The sequence below is a fragment of the Nisaea sp. genome (assembly GCF_040217065.1).
GTDB lineage: Bacteria > Pseudomonadota > Alphaproteobacteria > Thalassobaculales > Thalassobaculaceae > Nisaea.
In genome coordinates, this window is record NZ_JAVJNX010000005.1 from 661,504 (window position 1) to 684,713 (window position 23,210).

The window sequence follows — 23,210 nt, forward strand, 5'->3', positions numbered from 1 at the left end:
TGTGACGGGCGGTCCTAGGCCGCGTATCGCGCTCCGGAGCCGGCATTCCGCTTTTTTTCAAATTCCCAGACTCGTGCCGGCGGAAGATTGCGCCATGCCGTGCCGACAGCGCGTGCATTGATACCGAGCCCGCTGCGCAGTGCCCGTGAGACCGGGCAGGTCGGCCCATAGCTGTATTGAATCAGGGTTCCGTCTTGTCCGAGAGCTGAAAAAACCTCTGTGAGAATGGCATTGCGCTGAGTGCGGGGCAGGGAGAGCAGGGGAAGGCTGGATACGATCCGGCGTACCGGGCCCGCATTATGTGCAGCCAGATGACGGCGCAGGTGTTCCGCGTCTCCTGTAACAATCGTTACTTCTGGGAATGCGCGCCGCAACCAGTCGGAAAGAGCCCGATCCCGTTCCAGAACGACCATGCGGTCCGGAGCGACACCGTTCTCGATCAAGGCGCGGGTTACAGCGCCCGTGCCGCCACCAAGCTCGACCACCCATTCTTCCGCCTCGAGATCTATGACAGCGCCGGCGATCAGTCTCGTCAGGTCCCGTCCGCTCGGTCGCACCGACCCGGTTTTGAGTGGGGAACGAAGCCATCGTGAGAGGAAGAAGATTTCCTCTCTGGCCGTTCGAAGGCCCATTGAGCACTCCTTGAATTAAGGTCTGGATATCGACCTTGAGACTTCATAGATAAGCGCAACCATCTTGTACCAAAAGCATAAAAATCCGGGCCCGTTCCGGCAAGCTCCTGTTCACTCCTGACACCCTAGGTGTTTCGCGGTTTTGCCGCATGCCGAAGCTTCGGGTCGAGCAGGTCACGGAGGCCGTCGCCAAGCAGATTCAGGCCCAGTACAGTCACCGCAATGCAGGCTCCGGGGAGAATCGCCAGCATCGGCGCGAAATAGAGCATGGTCTGCGCCTCGTGCAGCATTTTCCCCCAGCTTGGCTGCGGCGGCTGGGTGCCGAGACCAAGATAGCTCAGACCCGCCTCGGCGAGGATGGCGAGGGCAAACTGGATCGTCGCCTGCACAATCAGCGGGCTGGCGATGTTCGGCAGCATGTGACGCCGGGCGATCTGAAGTGACGGCACGCCGATGGCGCGGGCGGCGGTGACATATTCCATCTTCCAGACCGACAGGGAGACCCCGCGTGTCAGGCGGGCGAACACCGGAATGTTGAAAATGCCGATGGCGATGATGGAATTGATTGTCCCCGGTCCGTAGATCGCGGTGATCATGACGGCCGTGAGCAGGGCGGGGAAGGCAAAGGCGAGATCACTCGCACGCATCACGGCCTCGCTGATCAGGCCCGGGCGCATGGCGCAGTAGAGGCCGAGGGGGCTGCCGAGGCCGACGCCGAGGCCGACGGCGACGAGACCGACCAGCACGGAATTCCCGGCCCCGACCATCAGCATGGAGAGAATGTCGCGGCCGAAATGGTCCGTGCCAAGGAGATGCTCGGCAGAGAAGGGCCGGAGTTTCTCGGCAATGTTCAGGCTGGTGACCGGATAGGGCGTCCAGACAAGGGCAAGGGCGGCAGTCAGCAGGACGACAAGCGTGATGATGCCGCCGATCACGAATCCCGGATGGTGCGTTGCCCGGTGGCTGAAACCGGGGCGCGGCCGGACGGCGGCGATGGACCGGATGTCAGACATTGTTGTCACCCTGTCTCAGGCGCGGGTCGGCCCAGGCGTAGAGCATGTCTACGATGAAGTTCACGGTTATGACCAAGCCGACCAGCAGCACCACGATGTCCTTGACCACGATCAGGTCGCGCTGGGCGATGGCCTGGAAGATCAGCCGCCCCAGGCCCGGCAGATAGAACACGTTCTCGATGATCACCGTGCCCGCGAGCAGGAAGCTGAACTGCAGGCCCATGATGGTCAGCGGCGCGGCGAGCGCGTTGCGCACGGCATGGCGCCAGAGCACGACCCCGCCGGACAGTCCCTTGGCCCGTGCCGTGCGGATGTAGTCCTCACCGAGCACGTCTATGACTGCCGAGCGGGTGACACGGGCGAGGATCGCGGCCTGCGGCAGGGCGAGAGCGATGGCCGGCAGGAGAAGGGCGCCGAGTGCGGGCAGGATGCCGTCCTCATATCCGGGAAAGCCGCCGGCGCTGGTCCAGCCGAGCGAGACGGCGAAGAGCAGGATCAGCAGGATGGCGAACCAGAAATTCGGCACGGCGACGCCAAGCTGGGCGATGCCCATGATCACGGTGTCGGCCGGACGTCCGCGGAACGTGGCCGACAAAACCCCGCTCGGCAAGGCGATCAGCGTGGACAGCAGGATCGCCATCAGGGCCAGCGGCAGGGTCACGCCCATCCGCTCGCCGATCAGTTCGGCAACCGGGACGTCATAGGTGTAGCTGATGCCGAGATCGCCGGAAAGGAAGGCCAGGACCCAGACAGCGAACCGTTCCGGTGCGGGCCGGTCCAGGCCCATCTGTGCGCGCAGGGCGGCGAGTGTGTCCGGTTGGGCATTCAACCCGAGCATGACTTCCGCCGGGTCTCCCGGAAGCACTTCCATCACCAGAAAGATGATGAGGGCGGCGACCAGAAGGGTCGCCGCCAGCACGGTCAGGCGGCGTATGACAAAATCGAGCATGGAACGAGGTCCCGTTCGGGGCGGGCTTATTCCCAGTAGGCGCCGGTCACGTCGTTTGCCTGGATCGGGCGGTTCGCCCACAGCCCCTTGATCCCTTTCTTCCAGACACCATTCTGGGCCAGCTCGAACAGGAAGCCGTTGACGCTGTCTTCCGCCAGAACCGTTTGGGCTTGACCAATCAACGCTTTCCGTTTGGCCGGATCGACAGCTTCGGTCAACTCGGCATAGACCTTGTTGAAGCGTTCGCTCTTGTAATTGAAGTAGTAGCTGTCGCGCGCGTAGATGCCGATATCGAACGGCTCGGTGTGGGACACGATGGTGAGATCGTAATCCGTGGTCTTGAACACCTGCTTCAGCCACTGGGCCCATTCGACCGGGATGATCTCGGTCTCGATGCCGACTGTGGCAAGCTGCGCCGCGATCACCTCACCGCCCCGCCTTGCATAGCTTGGCGGCGGCAGGGTCAGGCGCAGTTTCAGGCCGGACGCATAGCCGGCTTCCGCCAGCAGCGCCTTCGCCTTCGCCACATCGTGCGGATACATGCCGGTCAGGTCCACATAGGCCGGATGGTGCGGGGCGAAATGGCTGCCGATGGTCGTGCCCGAGCCGAACATGGCGCCGTCGATGATTGCCTGCCGGTCGACGGCATGGGCGATGGCCCGGCGCACCCGGATGTCGCTCAATGCCTTGTTCGCGTGGTTCATGGAGAGGATGGTCTCCCCCTCCGTGGTGCCGACGACGACCTCGAAGCGCGGATCGGCGCGGAACTGCTCCAGCAGCTCCGGCGCACCGAAATTCGGGAAAACGTCGATATCGCCGGACATCAGTGCGGCGGCGGAAGAGGCGGCATCCGGCATGATCTTGAAGCTGACCTTTGCCAGCTTCGCGGCATCGCCCCAATAGGCATCGTTCCGCTTGAGGCGGATCTCGGAGCCCTTGCTCCAGCGATCGAAAGTGAAGGGTCCGGTGCCGACCGGCGCGGTCTTGTTCGTGTCCGCGCTCTCCGGCGCGACCATAACGACGTCGCCCCAGCCCAGATTGAACAGAAAATGTCCCGTCGGGCGTTTCAGCGCGATGGTGACGGTGGCGGCGTCGGGTGCCGCGACCGTTGCGATTGGCTCGAACAGGCCCTTCTGGGCGTTGGTACTGTCTTCCGCCATGGCGCGGTTGATCGAGAACAGCACGTCAGCTGAATCGAACGCCGTGCCATCGTGGAATGTCACACCATCGCGCAGTTTGAAGCTGTAGGTCAGTCCGTCGTCGGAGACATCCCATTCCGCCGCCAGCCCGGGAAGCACGGAACCGTCAGGTCCGATCCGGGTCAGCCCCTCGAACACGTTCTGATAGACCACCTCGTCAATGGCGGCGGCGGCACCTGCCGTCGGATCGAGGTGCGGTGGCTCAAGCCCGATACCGAGTGTCAGACCATCCTTGGCGGCGGCTTGTCCGGACATGCCGAGACCGGCCGCCAGAAAGGCTGCTGCAAACAGCTTGGTTTTCATTCTCTGTCTCCCTGCCCAAAGCGGCTGCACAAGAGGGCAGCGCCCGAAAAGGAGGCAAGCGTTACACGACCCCTTGTGCCCTGCAATAGGAGGAGTTGAAACGCCGGACCTCTGGACCGTGTTCCTGAAGCTAGCTTGTGTTGCGCAAGACAGCCGAAAGCTTGGTCGCAGCCGCGGTGAGTGCTGCGCGCTGCGGCGCCGCGATCTCGGCATTCTCGAGGCAGTCGGCGGTTGCCGACAGAACGTCTGCCAGCAGGTAATCGTGCAGATGGAAGGCCGCGACACGCTTGTCGTCCCCCGGATGCACGAGTTTCACGGCGATGGCATCGCGGTCGCGGTCAACCTCGAATGTGCTGTCGCGATGGAAATAGCCGAGATAGGCCTTGTCTGGAAACTCGATGGAAACTTCGGCGCCGTCTGTAATCGGCTTGCGCATGACCTTCCCCAGTCCGTTGCCTGAAAATCGCGGATGGGCATGTATTTGCGCGGTTGGTGACGGGGAAACATTGATCCAAATCAATGTTTTTGCCTTGTTTCCGGATATTGTTGAGAGTGACACTGAAGCTGAGTGTACTGCCGCGACGACGGCCCGGTCTCCCCGGGCATGCAATGAGAGCGGGCAAGAAGGACCGGAGGAATATGATGGTGTCGATGGATACCATTCAGGCGCATGGCGGCCGGATGGAACCCGACGAGCCGTGGGAATGGCTGGCTGCCGGCTGGCGCGACATTCTGGCCGGTCCGGCAATCAGCCTGACCTACGGAATCGGATTCTCCGTCGTCAGTCTCGGCCTTGCCGGGGCCCTGTTCTATTTCGAAATCCCGCATCTTCTGCTGCCGCTCTCGGCCGGGTTCATGCTGATGGGGCCGATGCTGGCTGTCGGGCTCTACGAGACCAGCCGGCGCCGTCAGGCGGGCGAGCCCGTTTCGCTCAGGACGGCTCTGTTCGTGCCGGTGCGCAATCCGACGCAGCTTGCCTCGCTCGGGGTAATTCTGATGGCGGCACACCTGATCTGGATCCGCATTGCCACATTGCTGTATGCGCTGTTTTTCGGCACCCAGCCGTTTCCGGGGCTGGAAGAGTCCATCAGCATTCTGTTCTTCACATTGGATGGGCTTGGTCTGCTTGTCGTCGGAACGGCATTCGGCGGCGTGCTGGCGGCGGCGGTATTCGCGCTGACCGCTTTCTCCTTGCCGATCCTGATGGTCCGGGACGTGGATGCAGTGACGGCCGTGCTGGAAAGCGTGAAAATGGTCCGGCAGAACCTCTGGCCGATGCTGGTCTGGGCCTGGCTCATCGTCATGCTGACGGCGGTCGGCATCGTGACCTGTTTCGTTGGCCTTGCGATTACCTTCCCGCTGATAGGCCATGCGACCTGGCATGCCTACAGGCGTGCTTTCGATGGAATCAGGCCGGATTAACCGGCTGACTTTGCCTTGACCGCACCGTTGAGCCAGTCGAACGCGCGCGGATACCAGCCTTTCGGGGCGGCGTGCCCGCCATCATAGAGGCAGAGCGCGAGGCGTGATCCTGCGGCGCAATGGTCCCATTCACGACAAAGCAGCCCCTTCGGCCCGGTACGCTCGATTTCCGTCGCCTCGCAGCGATTATGCCTGCGCAGGATCTCGAAGCTTTGCAACACGTCTCCCTGACGCCATTGCTCGCGTATGGTTCGGCCCTCCAGCGGCATGATCTTGTCGCCGCGCCCATGCACATGGATCATCGTCACCGGACCCGCCGGACAGCTCACCGGATGCGGGCGCCAGAACGCTCCGGAAACGGGGAAGAAACCGGCATAGGGATCACCGGACAGGCAGGCGATATCCCACGCCATGGAGGCGCCGAGAGAGAAGCCCGAAACCCAGAGCAGGTTGCGGTCAATCGGCCAGCGACGGGCGACGTCCTCGATCAGATCGGCTGCGAAGGCGATATCATCCCGTTTGTTCGACGGGGCGCCGCGCACCGACCAGCTGCCGTCAATTCCGTTCGGGGCCACGACAAGCGCGCCGGCGTCATCTGCCGCTTTTGCCAGTGCCGTCATTCCCATGACGACCCGGCCCGTCTGGCGGTATCCATGGTAATAAAAAAGCACCGGAAGCGGGCTGACACGATCCCAGCCTGTCGGTGGCCGGGCATGGTAGCTGCCACCTGAAAGCGTGCAGGCGATATCCGGCCCGCAGCCGGGTTCGGCGCTTCGGGACTCCGTGATCAGGCTGCTTGTCAGGACGAGAGCGACAATCGCCGCGAGGATGATGTGTGACCGCTGCATGAAAGTGACAGTGGCGCATTCATCCGCGAATGTAATCCACGCTCGGCGTCAATAACGGTGTCGTGACACGATGTCAGTCGTCGTCCAGCATGCGATGCGCGGCACCGTCCAGATCCTCGAACTGTCCGTTCTTGAGCGCCCAGAGAAAGGCGATCAGGCCGATAAGGCCGAGAAACAGGGCGGCGGGAATGAGGAAGCTAAGTGCGGTCATTGTGGAACTCCGGCAGGATATGGCCGAGTTTAATGCGCAGGGCGTTCAGCGTCACCACCAGCGAGGAGGAGGACATGGCGATGGCGGCAACCAGCGGTGTGGCCAGACCGGAGGCCGCGACGGGAACCGCTATCAAGTTGTAGGCGAGGGCGAGGGTGAAATTCTGGAACACCAGTGACCTGGAGACCCGGGCGGTTTTCAGGCTTTCCAGAACCGGTGCCAGATGCTGGCCCTGAAAGATGAAATCCGCCGCCGTCTGGCTTGCGTCGGCGGCCGTGCCAGGGGAGATAGAGGCGAAGGCGGCGGCCAGCGCCGGCGCATCGTTCAGCCCGTCGCCGACCATGCAGACCCGATGTCCCCGGGCCGCGAGAGTGTCCAGCCGGGCGATCTTGTCCTGCGGTGTGCAGCCGTGCCGCCAGGCCGTAATCCCGAGCTCCTTGGCAATCCGGGCCACCGCATCCTCCCGGTCGCCGGACAGAAGCTCCACGGCATAGCCGTCCTGCTGCAGGGCAGACACGACGGTTGCCGCATCGGGGCGGATGGTGTCGTTGAACCGGAACTGGATGTGGCGGTCGTTTTCGGAAAGCCAAAGCTCCGGGCCGTCATGGGCCAGGCCTTCATTGGCTGAAACACCGGCGAATTCCCGTCGCCCGAGGCGGATTTCACTCTGGCCGTCCGTGGCCTTGAGACCCTGCCCGGGGATTTCCTCGACTGACTGGAGCGCGGCAACCGGACCCGCCACCCTGCGCAGGGCGAGGGAGAGCGGGTGGCGGCTGGCTGCAGCCAGGGAGGCGGCGCGCTTCAGGTCCGCGAGGGCGATGTCGTGCTGGTCAACAAGTTCGGGCTGACCGAGGGTGAGGGTGCCGGTTTTGTCGAAGACCACGGTATCGACGGAGGCGAGGCGTTCGAGGCCGTCCCCGGACTTCGCCAGGATGCCGGCCTTCAGCAGGCGTCCGACGGCGCCGGCCTGGACCGCCGGGACGGCGAGGCCGAGGGCGCAGGGGCAGGTGACGATCAGAACCGTGATTGCGATCATCAGCGCGCCCTGCCAGCTCGCCCCGGCGATCAGGAACCAGCCGAGGAAGGTTGCCAATGCGACAGCATGCACGGCCGGGGCATACCAGCGGGCCATCCGGTCGGCCAGACGCACATATTTCGCCCGGCCCTGTTCGGCCGCTTCCATCAGGCTGACGATCTCCGACAACAGCGTGCCTTCGTCGGTGGCCGTCACGGTGACGGTGACGGGAGCGCCGACATTGACCGTTCCGGCAAAGACCTTGTCGCCTATCCGCGTCGGCCGAGGCAGGCTTTCGCCCGTCACCATGGATGTGTCGATCTCGGTCTGGCCGCTGGCCAGCACGCCGTCGACGGGCAGACGTTCACCGGCGGCGACGGCGACGCTCATGCCGGGTCGGATGCTGTCTATCGGCGTCGAGACATAGCTGCCGTCGGGGCCGATCACGGTTGCGGAGACGGCTCTGAGGGACAGCAGGTTCTGCGCGGCAGACTCGACCTTGCGCCGCAGCGAGCGATCAAGAAAACGGCCGATCAGCAGGAAGAAAAGCAGGCTGACGGAAGCGTCGAAATAGACATGGTCGCCGCCGCGCGTGGTCTCGAACAGGCTCATGCCGCAGGCCAGCAGCACGGCGAGGGAGATCGGCACGTCCATATTGGTGCGGCCGTGCGAGACGGCGGACAGGGCCGAGCGGAAGAACGGGCGCCCGGCATAGGCGACGGCGGGCAGGGCGATCAGGGCGGACAGCCAGTGCATCAGCGCCCGCGTCGCTTCGCCCATGTCCTGCGCCAGACCGGCCCAGACAGCGACGGAAATCAGCATCACATTGGCGGCGGCGAATCCGGAGACCGCCATGGCCTTCAAGAGGTCCTTGTCGTCCGTGTTGGCGGAGGCGGCGAGTTTCACCGGATCATAGGGGCTGACTTCATAACCGAGATCAGCCAGCACGCCGACAAGGGATGCGGCATCGGTCTGCGCCGTGTTCCAGCGCAGATGCAGGCGGTGTGTCGTGGCGTTGAGCCGGGCCGTCAGGACACCGGGGTTCCCGTTAAGGCCGCCCTCGATCTGCCGGACGCAGGACGGACAATGCATGTTGCGCACGATCAGATGCAGGTCGGAGATACCGTCCTTGCCGGCAACGACGTAGGAGGCGACATCCGCCGGCCGGATCACCTCGTCCGCCAGATCCATAGCGGCCGCAATCTCGCAGCAGCTCGCAAGAGGGGCTGCCTGGATGTTTTGCGTGCCGGTCGGGCTGTCGGAGGTGACGTTCATGTGCGTGCCTATTCGATCCAGAGCGTTCCGTCCTGGCGGAACGGTGTTCCGTTAGCCATGTGTGCCGTCAGGCGTGTATCCCAGTTGCCCACGACGGGAAGGGTGGCCTGTCCGACATAGAGTCCGTCGGCCATCTCGGAGAGCGTGACGAGCTGGTCATAACTCTCATTGATCGGGTGGCGGAAGGCGAGCGTGATACTGCTGGGCACCAGTGCCTTGCCCGCGCGGTCCGCAAGACGGGCCGACACGGACATGCTGATGATACCGGGGGGCGTCTGGTCCCGCTCAAAGGCGACCTCCACCTGCCAGCCGCGTGCGCGTTGCGCCTCCGCATCCCGGATTGCCGCATTGTAGGTCAGGCCTTCCTGATAGGATCTGTGACTGGTCAGCCCGGTCCATGAATCGAGGGCGACAATGACGAAGGTGACGTTCACCGCGATGACGATGCCGAAGAAGCCGAGCAGCATCAGCAGGACATGTTTGCCTTTGATCTTCATGGGCGTGCTCATATGGGTATCGCTCATTGTTCGGGTCCTCTGAAGACCGTGTCATTGACAGCCTGGTTGCCGTCGGCGAGATCGGTGACGACGAAGTTGAAATCTTCCCGGCCGTCCGGTGCATGGGCCTCCGGCACGGCAACGAAGACCCGGAACTGGGCCAGCCGGTCTGCCGGAACCTCAAGGCCGCTGGTGCCTTCCTGTCCGACAACGCTGATCAACGCATTATCCAGTCCATCAACAGCAATCTTGAAATGCCGCACTTCGTGTTGCTTGTTCAGGATCTTGATCGTGTAGCCGTTGCGAATACCGCCATCGGACAGTTTCACGAACAGCGGGTTCCGGTCATGCAGGATATTGATGTCGAGCGTCGATCGGGTGATCAGCGTGCCAAGCATGATGAACCCGACGATTGCGATCAGGGCTGCGTAGATCACCGTCCGGGCGCGGAAGATACGCGGCTTCTGCTCCGGCTCGCCTGCGGCGCGCCGCTCGTGATTGACGTAGGTGTCGTAGGAAATCAGGTTCAGCGGACGGTTGATCCGGTTCATGACGTCATTGCAGGCATCGATGCATAGAGCGCAGTGAATGCTTTCGAGCTGCTGGCCGTCGCGAATGTCGATGCCCATCGGGCAGACCGCGACACACTGGTTGCAGTCGATGCAGTCGCCCCGGGTATCCCAGTCGATGTCCTTGCGGAACGGTGCCCGCGGCTCGCCGCGATCGTCCTTGTAGGAGACTATCAGCGAATCCTCGTCGACCAGCGCACCCTGAATACGTGGCCATGGGCACATGAAGGTGCAGACCTGCTCGCGCATCAGACCGCCGAAGATATATGTGCAGCCGGCAAGGACAGCGACGGTGCTGTAGGCGACGATGGGCGCCTGCAGGGTGAAGAGATCGACCAGCAGCGTCGGCGCGTCGGCGAAATAGAAGATCCAGGCACCGCCGGTTGCCATGCCGATCAGGATCCACAATGTGTGTTTTACGGTTTTGCGCGCGACCTTGTTGGCGGATAGCGGCGCCTTGTCGAGCCGGATGCGCGCGCTGCGGTCGCCTTCGACCAGTCGCTCGACCCAGATGAAGAGATCGGTCCAGACAGTCTGCGGACAGGTATAGCCGCACCAGACCCGACCGGCGAGACTGGTGACGAGGAAGAGGGCAAGGGCCGCGATGATCAGCAGCCCGGTCAGGTAATAGACTTCTTCCGGCCAGATCTCGATGAAGAAGAAGTAGAAACGCCGGGCCGGAAAGTCGATCAGGATGGCCTGGTCCGGCGCATTCGGGCCGCGATCCCAGCGGATCCAGGGGGCGAGGTAATAGACGGCCAGCGTCGCCGCCATGACCAGCCATTTGAGCTTTCGAAACACACCGGTTGCGCGCTTCGGGTAGATCTTGACCCGCGCCTTGTAGAGGGAGCGTTCCTCCTTCTTGTTGACCGCATCGACATCGACCGTCTCGACATTTGCCGATGGCGCTGTGGCTTGGCTGATTACCTGGCTGGCCTGGTCCATTTGGGTGACCTGCTTGTCGGTTGAGTGACGGGGCCAAAACGGCCGGACCCGGATCACGCACGAAATGCTCTCCCGCCGGCGAACCGGCGGGAGACAGAAGGTGTTTATTCGCCGCCGCCGAGCGAATGGACATAGATGGCGAGCTGCTTGATGGTCGCCTCGTCGAGGCGGTCGGTCCAGGCTGGCATCACGCCGAAGCGGGCATTGTTGACCGTCTCGCGCAGGGATTGCCGGTCGCCGCCATAGAGCCAGATCGCGTCCGACAGCCGGGGAGCGCCGAAGTCGCGCAGGCCCTGACCCTGGTCGCCGTGACAGGCGGCGCATTGCTCAGCATAGACGGTCTGACCGTCAGCCGCCGCGGCCGCGTCATGCTCCTGACCGGAGATCTTCAGGACATATTCGACGACCTGATTGATCTGCTGCCGCTCAAGCAACTCGTCCCTGCCGAAGGCCGGCATCTCGCTGTAGCGGGTATCTTCATGATCCGACCGGATGCCGTAATGGATCGTTGCCGAAATCTCTTCCGCCGTGCCGCCCCAGATCCAGGCGTCATCGTTCAGGTTGGGGTAACCCGTGAAACCCTGCGCGCCCTGGCCGTGGCACTGGGAGCAGTTCACCGCGAAGGCCGACTTGCCGCCTGCGAGGGAGAAATTCAGCAACTCGCTGTCCTCGCGGATTTCGTCCAGGGACGCGACCTCAATCCGGTCGAGATACTGTGCCTGGGCCGCCTTGGCTTCGGCAATACTATCCATCACGTCCTGGCGGGAAGAGTAGCCGATTACACCTTCGGTATGGCTGCTGATCAGAGGCCATGCCGGATAGACCACCCAGTAGCCGATCGCCCAGATGATGCTGGCATAGAAGGTCCAGAGCCACCAGCGCGGGAGCGGGTTGTTGAGTTCCTTGATCCCGTCCCACTCGTGACCGGTTGTCTCGACGCCGGTCACATCGTCTTTCTCAACATTGTGAGCCACGATCAATCCTCCTCAAGCGGCACATGCGCGGCTTTATCGAACTTGCTCTTGTTGCCGGGCCATAGCGCGTAGACGACGGCAGCGCTGAACATCACGACCAGGAACACCAGGCCCCAGGATTGTGCGAAGGCGGAAACAGTCTGATAGGTCATGGGGTCCTCCTCCTACCTGAGCGCCGGGTCTTTGGCGTAGAGATCAAAATCGACCAGGGTGCCGAGCATCTGGAGATAGGCGATCAGAGCATCCAGTTCGGACAGTTTTTCCGGATTGCCGTCGAAATCCCGGACCTGGGCCTTCGGATACCGCGCCATGAAGGCATCGACATCGTCCGCATCAGGGTTCACCTGTGTCCGGGCGTCCTCCACGGCCTTCTCGATCATCTCGTCGGTATAGGGAACACCAACGCCAAGATTGGCGGAGAGGTGGCCGGCGAGATCCTCGATCTTGAGCGGATATTCGGCGAGGAACGGATAGCCTGGCATGATGGATTCAGGCACCACGGAGCGCGGGTTGTTCATGTGCGCAACGTGCCAGTCGTCCGAGTAGCGTCCTCCGACCCGGGCGAGATCCGGTCCGGTCCGCTTGGAGCCCCACTGGAACGGGTGGTCGTACATGCTTTCGGCGGCGAGGCTGTAATGGCCGTAGCGCTCGGCCTCGTCCCGGAAAGGCCGGATCATCTGGCTGTGGCAATTATAGCAGCCCTCACGGATATAGATGTTCCGCCCTGCCAGCTCGAGAGGGGTGTAGGGCCGCATGCCCTTCACCTTCTCGATGGTGCTCTCCAGATAGAAAAGCGGAGAGATTTCCACCAGCCCGCCGATGGCGACGGTGATCAGAACCCCGACACAAAGCAGGATCGAGTTCTTCTCGAAGATCGCGTGTTTATTGAGAAGCGACATTGATCATTCTCCCGCCGCGACCGCAGCCTGGGGTGCGCGCACGGGCGCTCCCACGAACGGGGCTTCATCGCGAAGATCGCCCCGCATGGTGCGGTAAAGATTGTAGGCCATGACCAGGGAACCCGCGACGAACACAGCGCCGCCAAGAGCCCGGATCACATAGAATGGGTGCATGGCTTCAACGGTCTCGACGAAGGAATATTCGAGGAAACCGAGGCTGTCATACGCCCGCCACATCAGGCCCTGAAGGATACCGGACACCCACATCGAGGTGATGTAGAGCACGATGCCGATGGTCGAGATCCAGAAGTGCCAGCCGACGAGGCGCAGCGAATAGAGCCGCTCCCGGTTCCACATGATCGGAACCACGCAATAGAGCGCGCCGAAGCTGACAAGCGCCACCCAGCCGAGAGCACCGGAATGCACATGGCCGATGGTCCAGTCGGTGTAGTGGCTGAGACCGTTCACCGCCTTGATGGACATGACCGGGCCTTCGAAGGTGCTCATGCCGTAGAAGGCGACGGAGGTGACCAGCATGCGCAGGACCGGGTCGGTGCGCAGCTTGTCCCAGGCGCCCGAAAGCGTCATCAGGCCATTGATCATGCCACCCCAGGACGGCATCCAGAGCATGATCGAGAAGGTCATGCCGAGGGTCTGCGCCCAATCCGGCAGAGCCGTGTAGTGCAGGTGATGCGGGCCGGCCCAGATATAGAGGAAGATCAGCGCCCAGAAGTGGATGATGGAGAGCCGGTAGGAATAGACCGGACGCTCCGCCCGCTTCGGAATGTAATAATACATGATGGCGAGGAAGCCGGCGGTCAGGAAGAAGCCGACAGCGTTATGGCCATACCACCACTGGGTCAGCGCATCCTGAACCCCGGAGAAAGCCGAGTAGCTCTTCGCGCCGGCAAGGGAAACCGGCAGGGAGAGGTTGTTCACGATGTGCAGCATCGCGATGGTGATGATGAAGGCGAGGTAGAACCAGTTCGCGACATAGATATGCGGCTCGCGGCGCTTCCAGAGTGTGCCGAGGAAGACCAGCAGATAGGCGACCCAGACGATGGTCAGCCAGAGATCCACGTACCATTCCGGCTCTGCGTATTCCTTGCTCTGGGTGATGCCCAGGACATAGCCGGTCGCGGCCAGCAGGATGAAGAGCTGATAGCCCCAGAACACGAACCAGGGCGCAAGCCCCCCGGCAAGGCGCGCCTTGCAGGTGCGCTGCACGACGTGGAAGGACGTCATGATCAGCACGTTGCCGCCGAAGGCAAAGATCACGGCAGAGGTATGCAGCGGACGCAGGCGTCCGAAGCTCGTCCAGGGCAGGTCGAAATTCAGCACCGGGAATGCCAACTGCAGGGCGATCACCAGGCCGACAATGAAGCCGACCACACCCCAGAGGGTGGAGGCGATGGCACCGGCACGGATGACGCCGTCCATGTAGCCGACATCGTCACCGGCGACGGGAATTTCAGGCTGTTCGGCCAGATCGTAGTGCCGCTTCACCAGTACGAAACAGCCCAGTGTGAAGAAGGCGAAGAACAGGAAGGCATGGAAAGCCAATTCAGGGCTGTCCGCCTTGGCCATCCAAAGCAGGCTGACAATGGAGCCGAGCGCGAAAGACACACCCATGATCCATGCGCCGCCGCTGCCGCGGTTTTCGGTTAGTGTGCTGTTCATGACTTCCCTCGCGATACTGAACACACTGGATTGACCATCCCCGTACAGGGAATGACCACGAATGGCACGCTAGTGGCCTTCGTCCGCCCGTACATTGATCCAAATCAAATTTCGGCGCGGTTTCCGTTCCGGGGCTGAGAATCTAACATTTGGCCGCGACCCGGCCATGCGGTCGGAGGGCGCAGCGGCAAACGGCCGCATTCCGGTCGGGACAGCACTCTTGGCGATCAGACTGCTCCTGAATGCCGGGCCTTCCCTGTCTGCAGATAGGCATCGAAACATGCGGCCACGACACGCGCATAGGGCCGGCCAGTTGCGGTTATCTCGATCGTGTGTCCATCCCAGCTTATGAGCCCATCCGTTTGCATCTCGGTGAGGCGGGCCGGATCGCCGAGCAACGTGCCGGCATCAATGCCGGCGTCGGCACAAAGCGAGGCGATGTCAACCACGCCGCCGCACATCAGGCCTTCGATGATTTGCCGGCGCAGCCGGTCATCGGCACTGGTCGCGACACCGCGGGCAACGGCGAGCCCGGTCTCCCGGATGCTTTTCTCATAAAGCCGCGTGTCGGCGATGTTCTGGATATAGCCATTGGGCAATGCGCCGATGGACGACGCGCCGAATCCAAGCAGCGTAGAGGCACCGTCAGTGGTGTAACCCTGGAAATTGCGTTTCAGGGCGCCGGCCTCGGCCGCCAGAGCCATGCTGTCGCCGGGACGCGCATAATGGTCGAGGCCAATCTCCCGGTAGCCGGCCGAAAGGAGTGTTTCGGCCATCGCCGCTGCCTGATCCCGGCGGATTTCGGTCCCGGGGAGCGCTTCAGCCGGTATCAGGTTCTGGTGCTTGCGCATCCATGGAACATGCGCGTACCCAAAGACGGCGACACGGCTGGGCGCCAGGCTCAGAGCCATTTCCACGCTGCGGACTGCATCGGCAACACCTTGATGCGGCAACCCGTACATCAGATCGAAATTCAGCGCATCGATACCCGCAGCACGCAGTGCGCCGACGCGATCCGCCACCAGCTCAAACGGCTGCTCGCGATGAATGGCTGTCTGCACGGCAGGGGTGAAATCCTGCAAACCGAGGCTGGCCCGGTTGATGCCGGCGAGCATATAGGCTTCGACAAGACTATCGTCGAGGCTGCGCGGATCGAGTTCTATGGCGATTTCCGCGTCCCGGGCGAACGGGAAACAATGGCGCAAGACGGCCATCAGTTTGCCGAAATCCTCAGCATTCAGCCGGTCCGGCGAGCCGCCGCCCCAATGCAGGTGGCGAACCGTGCCAGGCTGTGACAACTGATCCGAAACCGCCTCGATCTCGCGTTTCAGCAGGCGCACATATTCCGATACGGGCCCGTATTTCCGGGCGACCTGCATGGCGCAGCCGCAATACCAGCAGAGCTTTTTGCAGAACGGAATGTGCAGATAGAGCGACAGGGATTCGTCCGGGCTCAGCGCTTTGAGCCAGTGCCGGTAGGTCGCCGAATCTATGTCTTCATGGAAATGCGGAGCGGTCGGATAACTCGTATAGCGCGGGACATTGCGGCTTCCGTATTTCTGCAGGAGCACGTCCTCGGCCTCTGCCGCCGGGTGCATCATGTTCATTGCTTCAATCACCTGGTTGGTCTGATCGGGCCGGAGCGTTAGAGGCGCAGCTTGTGATCGCCGGGAAAGTGGTCATTGGCGGGCCCTTGAGAGTTCTGCCAGTCAATGATTTCCTGCCGCAGGGCCGCGAACCGACCTTCCTGATGACTGCCGAAAATCGGATCGGATGTGTCGGAAAGCTCCGCGTCGAGGGCATCCCAGTCTTCGGCGGTCAAGACCCGCAATGCGGTTGGAAAGAAGATGCTTTCCTCCATGCGGATATGCCGGCGCTGGGATTCGATGAATTCGAGGGCTGCGTTGGCGAACTGGTTTCGGGTGATGATGCCGACACCGAGAATATTCGACAGCGCGGCAGCAAAGGCCTTGATGTAGGCCTCGCAGGCGTCATGCTCTTCTTCGATGCGGCCGATTTCTTCCGCAGAGAGGGGATCACGATTGACGATCTTTTCGTAGATCTTGTCCTCGCGGGCATGGTGGAATTCGGCCGGATAAGTGAGGAAATAGTCCACAATTGCCGACACGGCCTCATAGTCAGTTTCGCCGGTCAAGTGTGCGTCTTTCACCTGATTCTCGAGAATCGTCAGCAAGACGTCATGATGCTGGTGATCTTTTTGTAGAATTTCCAGTATCTTGGACATCGGGCTACCCTTGATCACATCTCTTCTGAGCACGAGCCTATGAAAAGCGAACCGGCTCAGCGTTGACCTATGTCAAGGGAGACCAAGATGCGATTTTGCGGCTTCGAGTGCCGCCTCAGCCGGTCCGCCCGCATCGATCTTTTTCCAGTCTCCGAGCGCGCCGTGCCCCCGCTTGGACTGATTCCGCATCACCGCCTCGGTGGCATCCGATGCGTCGCCCGTTCGCCCGGCGATTCTCCGGGCCATCACCTCTTCCGACACGTCGAGCCAGAAACCCTTGAACGGCACGGAACAGGCCTTGGCCACGGCCATCATTGCCTGCCGGTCTTCCGAGCGGTCATTCACCGCATCCAAGATCACCGAATAGCCGGCTCGCAAGGCGTCGCCGGCCCGCTCCAGCATGATGCGGTAAACCCGAGCGCTGACGTCCTGCCGGTAGGCTGCGGCCGGCAGGGGCTGTGATGGCGGGCAGCCGTGCAGTCGCTTCCGGATGACGTCGCTGCGCAGATGGATGGCACCCGGGACCGGGGACAGGAGCGGCGCGAGGTTCCGCGCCAATGTGGATTTCCCGGAGCCGGAAAAGCCGCCGATGCCGACCATGACGGGCTCCGCCGGTTCAATCTGCTGTCTTGCCGCCTGAAAGGACCGGCGCGACTGGTCCAGCATATCTTGCCTGGTGGGCAAAACATCCTGTGCTTCTGCACCGCTCACCATGATTTTTGCCCGCACGGCGGAACGGGTGGACAGGAACAGGGGCAGACAGGGCAAGCCGTCATATCCGCCGTCAAGGAAGTATCGGGTGAAGGCAAGGTTGGCCAGATCCGACCGGCCCCGGATTTCAAGATCGCTGAGGAAGTAAGCCAGGTCATAGAGCGTGTCTATGCAGGCAAAGCGCGGGTTGAATTCAATACCGTCGAACAGGGTCGGCTCGCCATCGATGACACAGATGTTCCGGAGATGCAGGTCCCCGTGACAGTGTTTCGCCTGTCCATCCGTGACCCGCGCATCGAGCAACGGCGCGGTTTGTTCCAGTACCGTGCGGACGCGGGCCGCATAGAGAGCCGCTTCGTCCGGATCAAAATGTCGGGGCTGGGCAGCGAACTCTGCGAAATTCTCCTCGATCACCCAGCGCAGTCCGGCGGCGCCGGCGCCTGGCGCATCCCCGGCATTCAGGGAGTCTGCGGCGTTGTGAAACGACCGGATCCGGTCTGCTGTTCGTTCGATCAGCGCCGGGGTCAGCGCTCCTCTTTCGGCCATTCTGTCCAACAGATCATCCTGGTCGAACCGTCGCATTTCCAGAACGTATTCAATGGCTTCCCCGGCGCCATTAAAGTCGATTTTTCCATCGGGCCCGCGGGTCAGGCGGAGAATTCCAAGATACAGCTCCGGCGCGGTGCGCCGGTTCAGGTCGAGCTCTGCCCGGGTGAAGGCCTTCCGGCGTTCCAGCGTGCCGTAATCCATGTAGGGGAAGCTGACGGCGCGCTTGATCTTGTAGGCCCGGTCTCCGGCCAGAAAGACATGCGAGCCGTGGGTGGCGATGTGAGTCGGAGCCTCCGGCGGCGGCGGATCATAGTTCTCCGCGCGGGCCAGAAATTCCAAAGCCGCACTTTGATCCTCGGTTTCTTCCATGGTTCGATAGCTCATGACGATCCGGCCCCATATTCCGCCTTATCGGCGATCATTGGTGCAGCGCAGTGCGCGTCACCATGACATGACTCAATCGGACCGGACGAGAGAAGGAGGAAATTTTGGCCAGAGCCGAAATCGACAGCATGCACCAGGCCGGACCGGCAGCAGCGACACGCGCGCTGGCCGACTGGGTGTCTTCCGTCAGGTCCGAGGAGATCGGCGCCGCACCGCTCACCTGGGCGACGGATGCCGTGCTTGACTGGTTCGGGGTGACTATTGCCGGAAGCCGCGAGCCGCTGAGCCACATTCTCGCCGAAACCATGGGCGAAGAAGGCCCGGGACTGGCCCGCCTGGTCGGCCGCGCGGCCGGACTGAGCGCGCTCAATGCCGCGCTGGTGAATGGTGCCGCGTCCCATGCGCTGGATTATGACGATGTGAATTCCCGGATGATGGGGCACCCTACCGTGCCGCTGGTGCCGGCATTGTTGGCCATTGCCGACACGCAGCCGGTATCCGGACGTGCCTTTCTGGATGCCTTTGTCGTCGGCTATGAGGCGGAAGTGCTCACTGCGGAGATGGTTGGCGCCAGTCATTATGACCGGGGCTGGCACATGACCGCGACGGTGGGCACCGTCGGCGCTGCAGCGGCGTCGGCCCGCTTGCTCGGTCTCAATGCAGAGCAGACCGCCCATGCGCTCGGCCTCGCCATTGCCCAGGCCGCGGGTCTCAAGTCGATGTTCGGCACCATGTCCAAGCCTTTCCAGGTCGGCAAGGCGGCGGCGAACGGGCTGCTGGCGGCCCGGCTGGCGAAAAAGGGCATGACCTCGCGGACCGACGCCATCGAGTGCGTGCAGGGGCTCGCCGATACCCAGTCCGACGGATTCTCCCCGGTCGAGATGACCAGTGGCGGCAATCGCGCTTTCGCCGTGGAGGGAAATCTCTTCAAGTATCACGCGGCCTGTTATCTCACTCACTCGCCGATCGAGGCCGCCCGCCGGTTGCGGGCGCTGCACAATATCGATCCCGATGCGGTGGAGCGCGCAACCATTGAGGTGAACAAGGGCGCCTTGAGCGTGTGCAATATCGACAGGCCGGATACAGGCCTGCAGATAAAGTTCAGTCTGAAGCACACTGTCGGCATGGCGTTGAGCGGTTTGGAAACGGCCGATCTTGGTGCCTATACGGATGCAATCGCCCAGGATGAGGCGCTGCGGGCATTCGGCAAGCGTTCCATGGTTGTCGGCATCGAGAGCGACGTCTGGACCCATGGCCGCGTCCGGCTCGACCTGAAGAATGGCTCGTCGGTGGAAGAGACACAGAATGTCGGTGTTCCCGCCTCGGATCAGCCGGAGCAGCGGCGGCGCCTGCTGGCCAAGTTCACGGCGTTGAGCGTGCCGGTTCTCGGCGAAAGCCGGACGGCGGAACTTGCGGGTCAGGTCCTGGATCTTGCCGAGACTGCAGACGCGCGCATTCTCTCGGAGCTGACGCAGACTTCCTGACCTGCGCTCAAGGCGCTCCGAAGGCTATATTCGAGAGCGCCTTGAGATCGGGGATGATGACGAGAGACGGGCGCGGCAGCCGGATAATGCCGGATTTCTTGAATTGGGTCATGATCCGGCTGATCGTTTCCGGCTGCATGCCCAGGTGATCCGCGATGCGCTCTCGCCGCATGCTCAGTTTCAGTTCAAACCCGCGCTTCGTGCCATGGCCTGTCCGCTTTGCGAGATCCAAAAGGAAGCCGGCGAGGCGCTCGGTGGCGGAAGAACGGGCGAGCAGAAACATCTGTTCCTGCGCCCGGCTGACTTCGATCCTGGCGGCCGTGTAGAGGGTTTTCAGCAAGGTGTCCGCGCCCGGTGCACATCGGGAAATCGGGTCGATGGATATGATGCATAATTCAGTCGGATTGACGGCCTCGTAGAATTCGCGAAATTCGCCCGCTTCGCGGGACGGAAGTGGCCAGGAGAGATCGCCGCTGGTCTTGAAGGCGGCGACATGTCGGCGGCCGTCATCGGAGACATGCTCCTGCATCAGCATGCCGTTGACGACCCGAAACACGGTGTCCGGGGCAAAACCGGTGGCGTCGAGCTTCTCTCCCGCCCTGGCGGAAATGCGCGATACCGCCCCGGGACAGGCCGTGAGTCCGGCATTGCCGAGTGCCTGACGGATCGGGCAGGTCAACTCCTCACACCCGCTGCAGGGACTGGCGGGGGTCTGATTCATCTGTGCAGAAACAGCCGAATCCATCGCCGGTTCACCCTCCTGTTTCATAAGCCGGTGGCATGAAATCAGTATGACGATGGGCTTCGGACCACCGGATTGCATTGATTCAGATCAATAGTATGAAATGAAGAACCTCAGCCGCGGGCGGCAAGCCGCATCTTGATCGGACCCTGTGCCCGGCCGTTGATCATCTGCTCAAGGAAGGGGTCGCCGGCATCGGGCACGTCGTCGCGCTTGCCGGACCATTTGATTTCGCCGTCGAACAGCATGGCGACATTGTCGAAACGGCTGCGGGCCGCCTTCATGTCGCCGGTGACGACAAGCACCGTCGTGCCCTTGCCGGAGGTTTCCCGGTCGATCAGAGACAGGATTGTATTGGTCAGTATCGGGTCCAGGCCGGCCGTGGGATCGTCGAGGATCAGCAGTTCTGGATTGCCGATCATGGCGCGCGCCACGCCAACCCGCTTCTGCATGCCGCCGGAAAGTTCTACCGGATAAAGGTCCGCCATCTCTTCGCCGAGCCCGACGGATGCCATCCGGCTGACAGCACGGTCGCGTGCTTCGCGCCGCGGAACACCCTCATGGTGGGTGAGCCGGAAGGCGACATTTTCCCAGATCTTCAGGCTGTCGAAGAGCGCGTTCTGCTGAAACAGCATACCGATCCGGCCCTGGAACGCGCTCCACTCTGCGGTACTCAGCCCGCTGAGCTCCAGATCGCCATAGCGCATGCTGCCGCCATCGATCTGCATCAGGCCGACGAGGCATTTCAGCAGGACGGACTTGCCGCTTGCCGACGGTCCGATCAGGACCGTCGACTCGCCCTGGGGAATGCTCAGGGAAACAGACTGCAGCACCTGATTATCGTCAAAGCCCTTGGCAAGCTTATCGATAACGATCGTCCGGGCGGCGTCAGATGCCATGATGATTTTCCCCAGCCGGTGTCGGCTCTGCCTTCAGCCGGCGGCACGAAGGTCCCGGGTGCGGGCCTCGTCCACCATGCCTGATCCATCGATAGCGACACCATATACAGTCTCGGCCGCCTTGAGAGAAACAAAGCCGAGCAGCACGTCGCGCGCAACCTCGGACGGATCGCGCTCGTGCGGGTTTCCGAGACCGCCGCCCCCCGGCATGGAAATGATCAGCTTGTCGTCTCCATCGACGCTCTGCCGGCCTTTCGCGTTCAACCGGCTGCCGTCCTTCGCCCGTTCGATGATACCGGCGGTGCCGTCACCGCCGCCGTTGCGGCCGCGCGGCGGGTAGGTTACCCGGTCGAACATGCAGTTGATGGCGAAGGGAGCGTGCTGGGAGTGGGATATCTCCATCACCTGGCCGACGCCGCCGCGATGTTTCCCGGCGCCGCCGCTGTCGGGCCGATATTCCTTACGCCAGATGATCAGGGGAGCAATGGTCTCGTTCACCTCGATCGGGGTGTTGCGCACACCGGACGGGAAGGCCGTTGCGTTGAGGCCATCCTTGTCCGGGCGGGCGCCCGTGCCGCCGGCATGGAAGGTGTTGATGGCGAACGGTGTTGCGTCGCCATAGTCCGAATCCGTCAGACCATGTCCGCCCAGCAAGACCGGGTTCCAGAGGCTGGAGGTGCCTTCTGCCGGGACCCGGTCCGGAATCACCTGGTTGAGGCAGCCGAGCACGACATCCGGCAACATCTGGCCGATGACGTGGCGGGCTGTCACGGCGCAGGGATGCGGGGCATTCAGGATGCTGCCTTCGGGCGCGGTGATGATGACCGGGGCGAGGGAGCCCGCATTGTTCGGCACGGCCCCGCCGACGACGCAGCGGATACCGAAGCTGGCATAGGCCTGGGTATAGGTCAGAGGCACGTTGATGCCGAAGCTCGATATGTCGGAGGTGCCGGTGAAATCGACCTCGATCTCCTCGTCCCGGATGGTCAGGGCGGCCACCAGATCGATCGGGCACTCATAGCCGTCGATCCGCATGGAATTATGGTAGGTGCCGTTTGGCAGCTCACGGATTTCCGCCGCCATTCCGGCGCGGGCGCTCTCAATCACGTAATCGGCCAGCGTATCGAGGCTCTCCAGCCCGAATTCCCGCATCATGTCGATCAGGCGCCGGCCACCGACATCGTTGCAGGCCGCAAGTGAATAGAGGTCGCCCTCGACCTCGACCGGATTGCGCACATTGGTCCGGATGATTTCCAGAACCGGCTCGACGAACTCGCCCCCTTCGGCCAGCCGCATAATCGGGATGTGGATGCCTTCCTCGTAGATCTGCCGGCCATCGGGCCCGAACCCCTTGCCGCCGACATCGACCACATGGGTTGTGCAGGCGAACAGGGCGACGATCCGGTCGCCGATGAAGGTCGGGGTGACCACGGTGAAATCGTTCAGGTGGCCGGTGCCGCGCCACGGGTCGTTGGTGACGAAGACATCGCCCGGTTTCATGTTCGAAAGCGGGAATTTCTCCATGAAAAACCCGACCGAGGCGGCCATGGCATTGACGTGACCGGGGGTGCCGGTGACCGCCTGCGCCAGCATGCGGCCCTTGCAGTCATAGACTCCGGCGGAAATGTCGCCGGCCTCGCGGGCGGAGGTGCTGAAGGCTGTCCGGATCAGGGTCTGGGCCTGCTCTTCCACGACGGAGAGCAGCCGGTTCCACTGGATCTGCATGCGGATCTGGTCGAGGGCTGATTTCTGGCTCATTGTCTGT

Annotated in this window: 22 protein-coding genes; 2 read left to right on the top strand and 20 right to left on the bottom strand. The window is 62.5% G+C overall.

Annotated features, from left to right (window positions below; genetic code table 11):
• Window positions 1-14 precede the first annotated feature (14 nt).
• From RH950_RS07780 to RH950_RS07800, 5 genes are all read right to left on the bottom strand, one after another.
• A complete protein-coding gene (locus RH950_RS07780) occupies window positions 15-632 on the bottom strand; it encodes a class I SAM-dependent methyltransferase (RefSeq protein WP_350055376.1) in 618 nt (205 codons plus the stop codon).
• Between the two features lie 125 nt (window positions 633-757).
• Window positions 758-1,645, bottom strand: a complete 888-nt coding sequence (locus RH950_RS07785; protein ID WP_350055378.1) for an ABC transporter permease — start codon at window positions 1,643-1,645, stop codon at window positions 758-760.
• Complete coding sequence (locus RH950_RS07790) at window positions 1,638-2,594, bottom strand: ABC transporter permease (RefSeq protein ID WP_350055380.1); 957 nt, start codon at window positions 2,592-2,594, stop codon at window positions 1,638-1,640. The genes RH950_RS07785 and RH950_RS07790 overlap by 8 nt, the downstream gene beginning before the upstream one ends.
• Window positions 2,595-2,620: 26 nt before the next feature.
• Window positions 2,621-4,096, bottom strand: coding sequence for an ABC transporter substrate-binding protein (locus RH950_RS07795; RefSeq protein ID WP_350055382.1), 1,476 nt, complete (start codon window positions 4,094-4,096; stop codon window positions 2,621-2,623).
• A 130-nt stretch (window positions 4,097-4,226) separates the two neighbouring features.
• Window positions 4,227-4,532 carry a hypothetical protein gene (locus RH950_RS07800; protein WP_350055384.1) on the bottom strand — a complete coding sequence of 102 codons (306 nt, stop codon included), beginning with the start codon at window positions 4,530-4,532 and terminating at the stop codon, window positions 4,227-4,229.
• Between the two features lie 206 nt (window positions 4,533-4,738).
• Between RH950_RS07800 and RH950_RS07805 the strand changes: the two genes are divergently transcribed.
• A complete protein-coding gene (locus RH950_RS07805) occupies window positions 4,739-5,518 on the top strand; it encodes a DUF2189 domain-containing protein (protein ID WP_350055385.1) in 780 nt (259 codons plus the stop codon).
• On the opposite strand, the gene RH950_RS07810 is transcribed toward RH950_RS07805, so the two are convergent.
• The 12 genes from RH950_RS07810 to RH950_RS07865 all read right to left on the bottom strand — a co-directional run bounded on the left by RH950_RS07810 (window position 5,515) and on the right by RH950_RS07865 (window position 18,320).
• Entirely contained in the window at window positions 5,515-6,366 is an 852-nt protein-coding gene (locus tag RH950_RS07810) for a CE1 family esterase (protein WP_350055387.1), read from the bottom strand. The two genes, RH950_RS07805 and RH950_RS07810, sit on opposite strands and share 4 nt — an antisense overlap.
• 73 nt (window positions 6,367-6,439) lie before the next feature.
• Window positions 6,440-6,577 (bottom strand): cbb3-type cytochrome oxidase assembly protein CcoS, encoded by a 138-nt coding sequence (gene ccoS, locus RH950_RS07815; RefSeq protein WP_193170465.1) that lies wholly within the window; start codon window positions 6,575-6,577, stop codon window positions 6,440-6,442.
• Window positions 6,564-8,867, bottom strand: a complete 2,304-nt coding sequence (locus RH950_RS07820; protein ID WP_350055389.1) for a heavy metal translocating P-type ATPase — start codon at window positions 8,865-8,867, stop codon at window positions 6,564-6,566. Before RH950_RS07820 ends, ccoS begins: the two co-directional genes overlap by 14 nt.
• 8 nt (window positions 8,868-8,875) lie before the next feature.
• The gene (locus tag RH950_RS07825) at window positions 8,876-9,391 is read right to left on the bottom strand and encodes a FixH family protein (protein ID WP_350055391.1); all 516 of its coding nucleotides are present in this window, start codon (window positions 9,389-9,391) and stop codon (window positions 8,876-8,878) included.
• The gene (gene ccoG, locus RH950_RS07830) at window positions 9,388-10,878 is read right to left on the bottom strand and encodes a cytochrome c oxidase accessory protein CcoG (protein ID WP_350055393.1); all 1,491 of its coding nucleotides are present in this window, start codon (window positions 10,876-10,878) and stop codon (window positions 9,388-9,390) included. The genes RH950_RS07825 and ccoG overlap by 4 nt, the downstream gene beginning before the upstream one ends.
• A 104-nt stretch (window positions 10,879-10,982) precedes the next feature.
• A complete protein-coding gene (gene ccoP, locus RH950_RS07835) occupies window positions 10,983-11,852 on the bottom strand; it encodes a cytochrome-c oxidase, cbb3-type subunit III (RefSeq protein ID WP_350055395.1) in 870 nt (289 codons plus the stop codon).
• A gap of 2 nt (window positions 11,853-11,854) precedes the next feature.
• Window positions 11,855-12,004 carry a cbb3-type cytochrome c oxidase subunit 3 gene (locus RH950_RS07840; RefSeq protein WP_350055397.1) on the bottom strand — a complete coding sequence of 50 codons (150 nt, stop codon included), beginning with the start codon at window positions 12,002-12,004 and terminating at the stop codon, window positions 11,855-11,857.
• 12 nt (window positions 12,005-12,016) lie between these two features.
• On the bottom strand, window positions 12,017-12,751 hold the full coding sequence (gene ccoO, locus RH950_RS07845; protein WP_350055399.1) for a cytochrome-c oxidase, cbb3-type subunit II: 735 nt from the start codon (window positions 12,749-12,751) through the stop codon (window positions 12,017-12,019).
• Window positions 12,752-12,754: 3 nt separating this feature from the next.
• Window positions 12,755-14,191: a cytochrome-c oxidase, cbb3-type subunit I gene (gene ccoN, locus RH950_RS07850; RefSeq protein WP_350055559.1), complete on the bottom strand. Its 1,437-nt coding sequence runs from the start codon at window positions 14,189-14,191 to the stop codon at window positions 12,755-12,757.
• A gap of 467 nt (window positions 14,192-14,658) precedes the next feature.
• On the bottom strand, window positions 14,659-16,038 hold the full coding sequence (hemN, locus tag RH950_RS07855) for an oxygen-independent coproporphyrinogen III oxidase (RefSeq protein WP_350055401.1): 1,380 nt from the start codon (window positions 16,036-16,038) through the stop codon (window positions 14,659-14,661).
• A 38-nt stretch (window positions 16,039-16,076) separates the two neighbouring features.
• Window positions 16,077-16,676 (bottom strand): hemerythrin domain-containing protein, encoded by a 600-nt coding sequence (locus RH950_RS07860; RefSeq protein WP_350055403.1) that lies wholly within the window; start codon window positions 16,674-16,676, stop codon window positions 16,077-16,079.
• A gap of 72 nt (window positions 16,677-16,748) precedes the next feature.
• A complete protein-coding gene (locus RH950_RS07865) occupies window positions 16,749-18,320 on the bottom strand; it encodes a bifunctional aminoglycoside phosphotransferase/ATP-binding protein (RefSeq protein ID WP_350055405.1) in 1,572 nt (523 codons plus the stop codon).
• Between the two features lie 104 nt (window positions 18,321-18,424).
• On the opposite strand from RH950_RS07865, the gene RH950_RS07870 reads away from it, so the two are divergent.
• Entirely contained in the window at window positions 18,425-19,804 is a 1,380-nt protein-coding gene (locus RH950_RS07870) for an MmgE/PrpD family protein (protein WP_350055407.1), read from the top strand.
• Between the two features lie 7 nt (window positions 19,805-19,811).
• On the opposite strand, the gene RH950_RS07875 is transcribed toward RH950_RS07870, so the two are convergent.
• The 3 genes from RH950_RS07875 to RH950_RS07885 form a co-directional block, all read right to left on the bottom strand.
• Entirely contained in the window at window positions 19,812-20,483 is a 672-nt protein-coding gene (locus RH950_RS07875; protein WP_350055409.1) for a Crp/Fnr family transcriptional regulator, read from the bottom strand.
• Window positions 20,484-20,659: 176 nt separating this feature from the next.
• Window positions 20,660-21,445 carry an ABC transporter ATP-binding protein gene (locus RH950_RS07880; protein ID WP_350055411.1) on the bottom strand — a complete coding sequence of 262 codons (786 nt, stop codon included), beginning with the start codon at window positions 21,443-21,445 and terminating at the stop codon, window positions 20,660-20,662.
• Between the two features lie 33 nt (window positions 21,446-21,478).
• Window positions 21,479-23,203 (bottom strand): hydantoinase B/oxoprolinase family protein, encoded by a 1,725-nt coding sequence (locus tag RH950_RS07885; RefSeq protein WP_350055413.1) that lies wholly within the window; start codon window positions 23,201-23,203, stop codon window positions 21,479-21,481.
• Window positions 23,204-23,210: the final 7 nt, after the last annotated feature.

What these genes read in the sequence shown, in the direction of transcription:
- RH950_RS07810 (WP_350055387.1), bottom strand. Translation starts at nt 6,366, where the DNA reads ATGCAGCGGTCACACATCATCCTCGCGGCGATTGTCGCTCTCGTCCTG.
- RH950_RS07790 (WP_350055380.1), bottom strand. Translation starts at nt 2,594, where the DNA reads ATGCTCGATTTTGTCATACGCCGCCTGACCGTGCTGGCGGCGACCCTT.
- ccoO (WP_350055399.1), bottom strand. Translation starts at nt 12,751, where the DNA reads ATGTCGCTTCTCAATAAACACGCGATCTTCGAGAAGAACTCGATCCTG.
- RH950_RS07885 (WP_350055413.1), bottom strand. Translation starts at nt 23,203, where the DNA reads ATGAGCCAGAAATCAGCCCTCGACCAGATCCGCATGCAGATCCAGTGG.
- ccoG (WP_350055393.1), bottom strand. Translation starts at nt 10,878, where the DNA reads ATGGACCAGGCCAGCCAGGTAATCAGCCAAGCCACAGCGCCATCGGCA.
- RH950_RS07860 (WP_350055403.1), bottom strand. Translation starts at nt 16,676, where the DNA reads ATGTCCAAGATACTGGAAATTCTACAAAAAGATCACCAGCATCATGAC.
- RH950_RS07805 (WP_350055385.1), top strand. Translation starts at nt 4,739, where the DNA reads ATGGTGTCGATGGATACCATTCAGGCGCATGGCGGCCGGATGGAACCC.
- RH950_RS07820 (WP_350055389.1), bottom strand. Translation starts at nt 8,867, where the DNA reads ATGAACGTCACCTCCGACAGCCCGACCGGCACGCAAAACATCCAGGCA.
- RH950_RS07840 (WP_350055397.1), bottom strand. Translation starts at nt 12,004, where the DNA reads ATGACCTATCAGACTGTTTCCGCCTTCGCACAATCCTGGGGCCTGGTG.
- hemN (WP_350055401.1), bottom strand. Translation starts at nt 16,038, where the DNA reads ATGAACATGATGCACCCGGCGGCAGAGGCCGAGGACGTGCTCCTGCAG.
- RH950_RS07865 (WP_350055405.1), bottom strand. Translation starts at nt 18,320, where the DNA reads ATGAGCTATCGAACCATGGAAGAAACCGAGGATCAAAGTGCGGCTTTG.
- ccoS (WP_193170465.1), bottom strand. Translation starts at nt 6,577, where the DNA reads ATGACCGCACTTAGCTTCCTCATTCCCGCCGCCCTGTTTCTCGGCCTT.
- RH950_RS07825 (WP_350055391.1), bottom strand. Translation starts at nt 9,391, where the DNA reads ATGAGCGATACCCATATGAGCACGCCCATGAAGATCAAAGGCAAACAT.
- RH950_RS07780 (WP_350055376.1), bottom strand. Translation starts at nt 632, where the DNA reads ATGGGCCTTCGAACGGCCAGAGAGGAAATCTTCTTCCTCTCACGATGG.
- ccoN (WP_350055559.1), bottom strand. Translation starts at nt 14,191, where the DNA reads ATGGACGGCGTCATCCGTGCCGGTGCCATCGCCTCCACCCTCTGGGGT.
- RH950_RS07880 (WP_350055411.1), bottom strand. Translation starts at nt 21,445, where the DNA reads ATGGCATCTGACGCCGCCCGGACGATCGTTATCGATAAGCTTGCCAAG.
- RH950_RS07785 (WP_350055378.1), bottom strand. Translation starts at nt 1,645, where the DNA reads ATGTCTGACATCCGGTCCATCGCCGCCGTCCGGCCGCGCCCCGGTTTC.
- RH950_RS07795 (WP_350055382.1), bottom strand. Translation starts at nt 4,096, where the DNA reads ATGAAAACCAAGCTGTTTGCAGCAGCCTTTCTGGCGGCCGGTCTCGGC.
- RH950_RS07800 (WP_350055384.1), bottom strand. Translation starts at nt 4,532, where the DNA reads ATGCGCAAGCCGATTACAGACGGCGCCGAAGTTTCCATCGAGTTTCCA.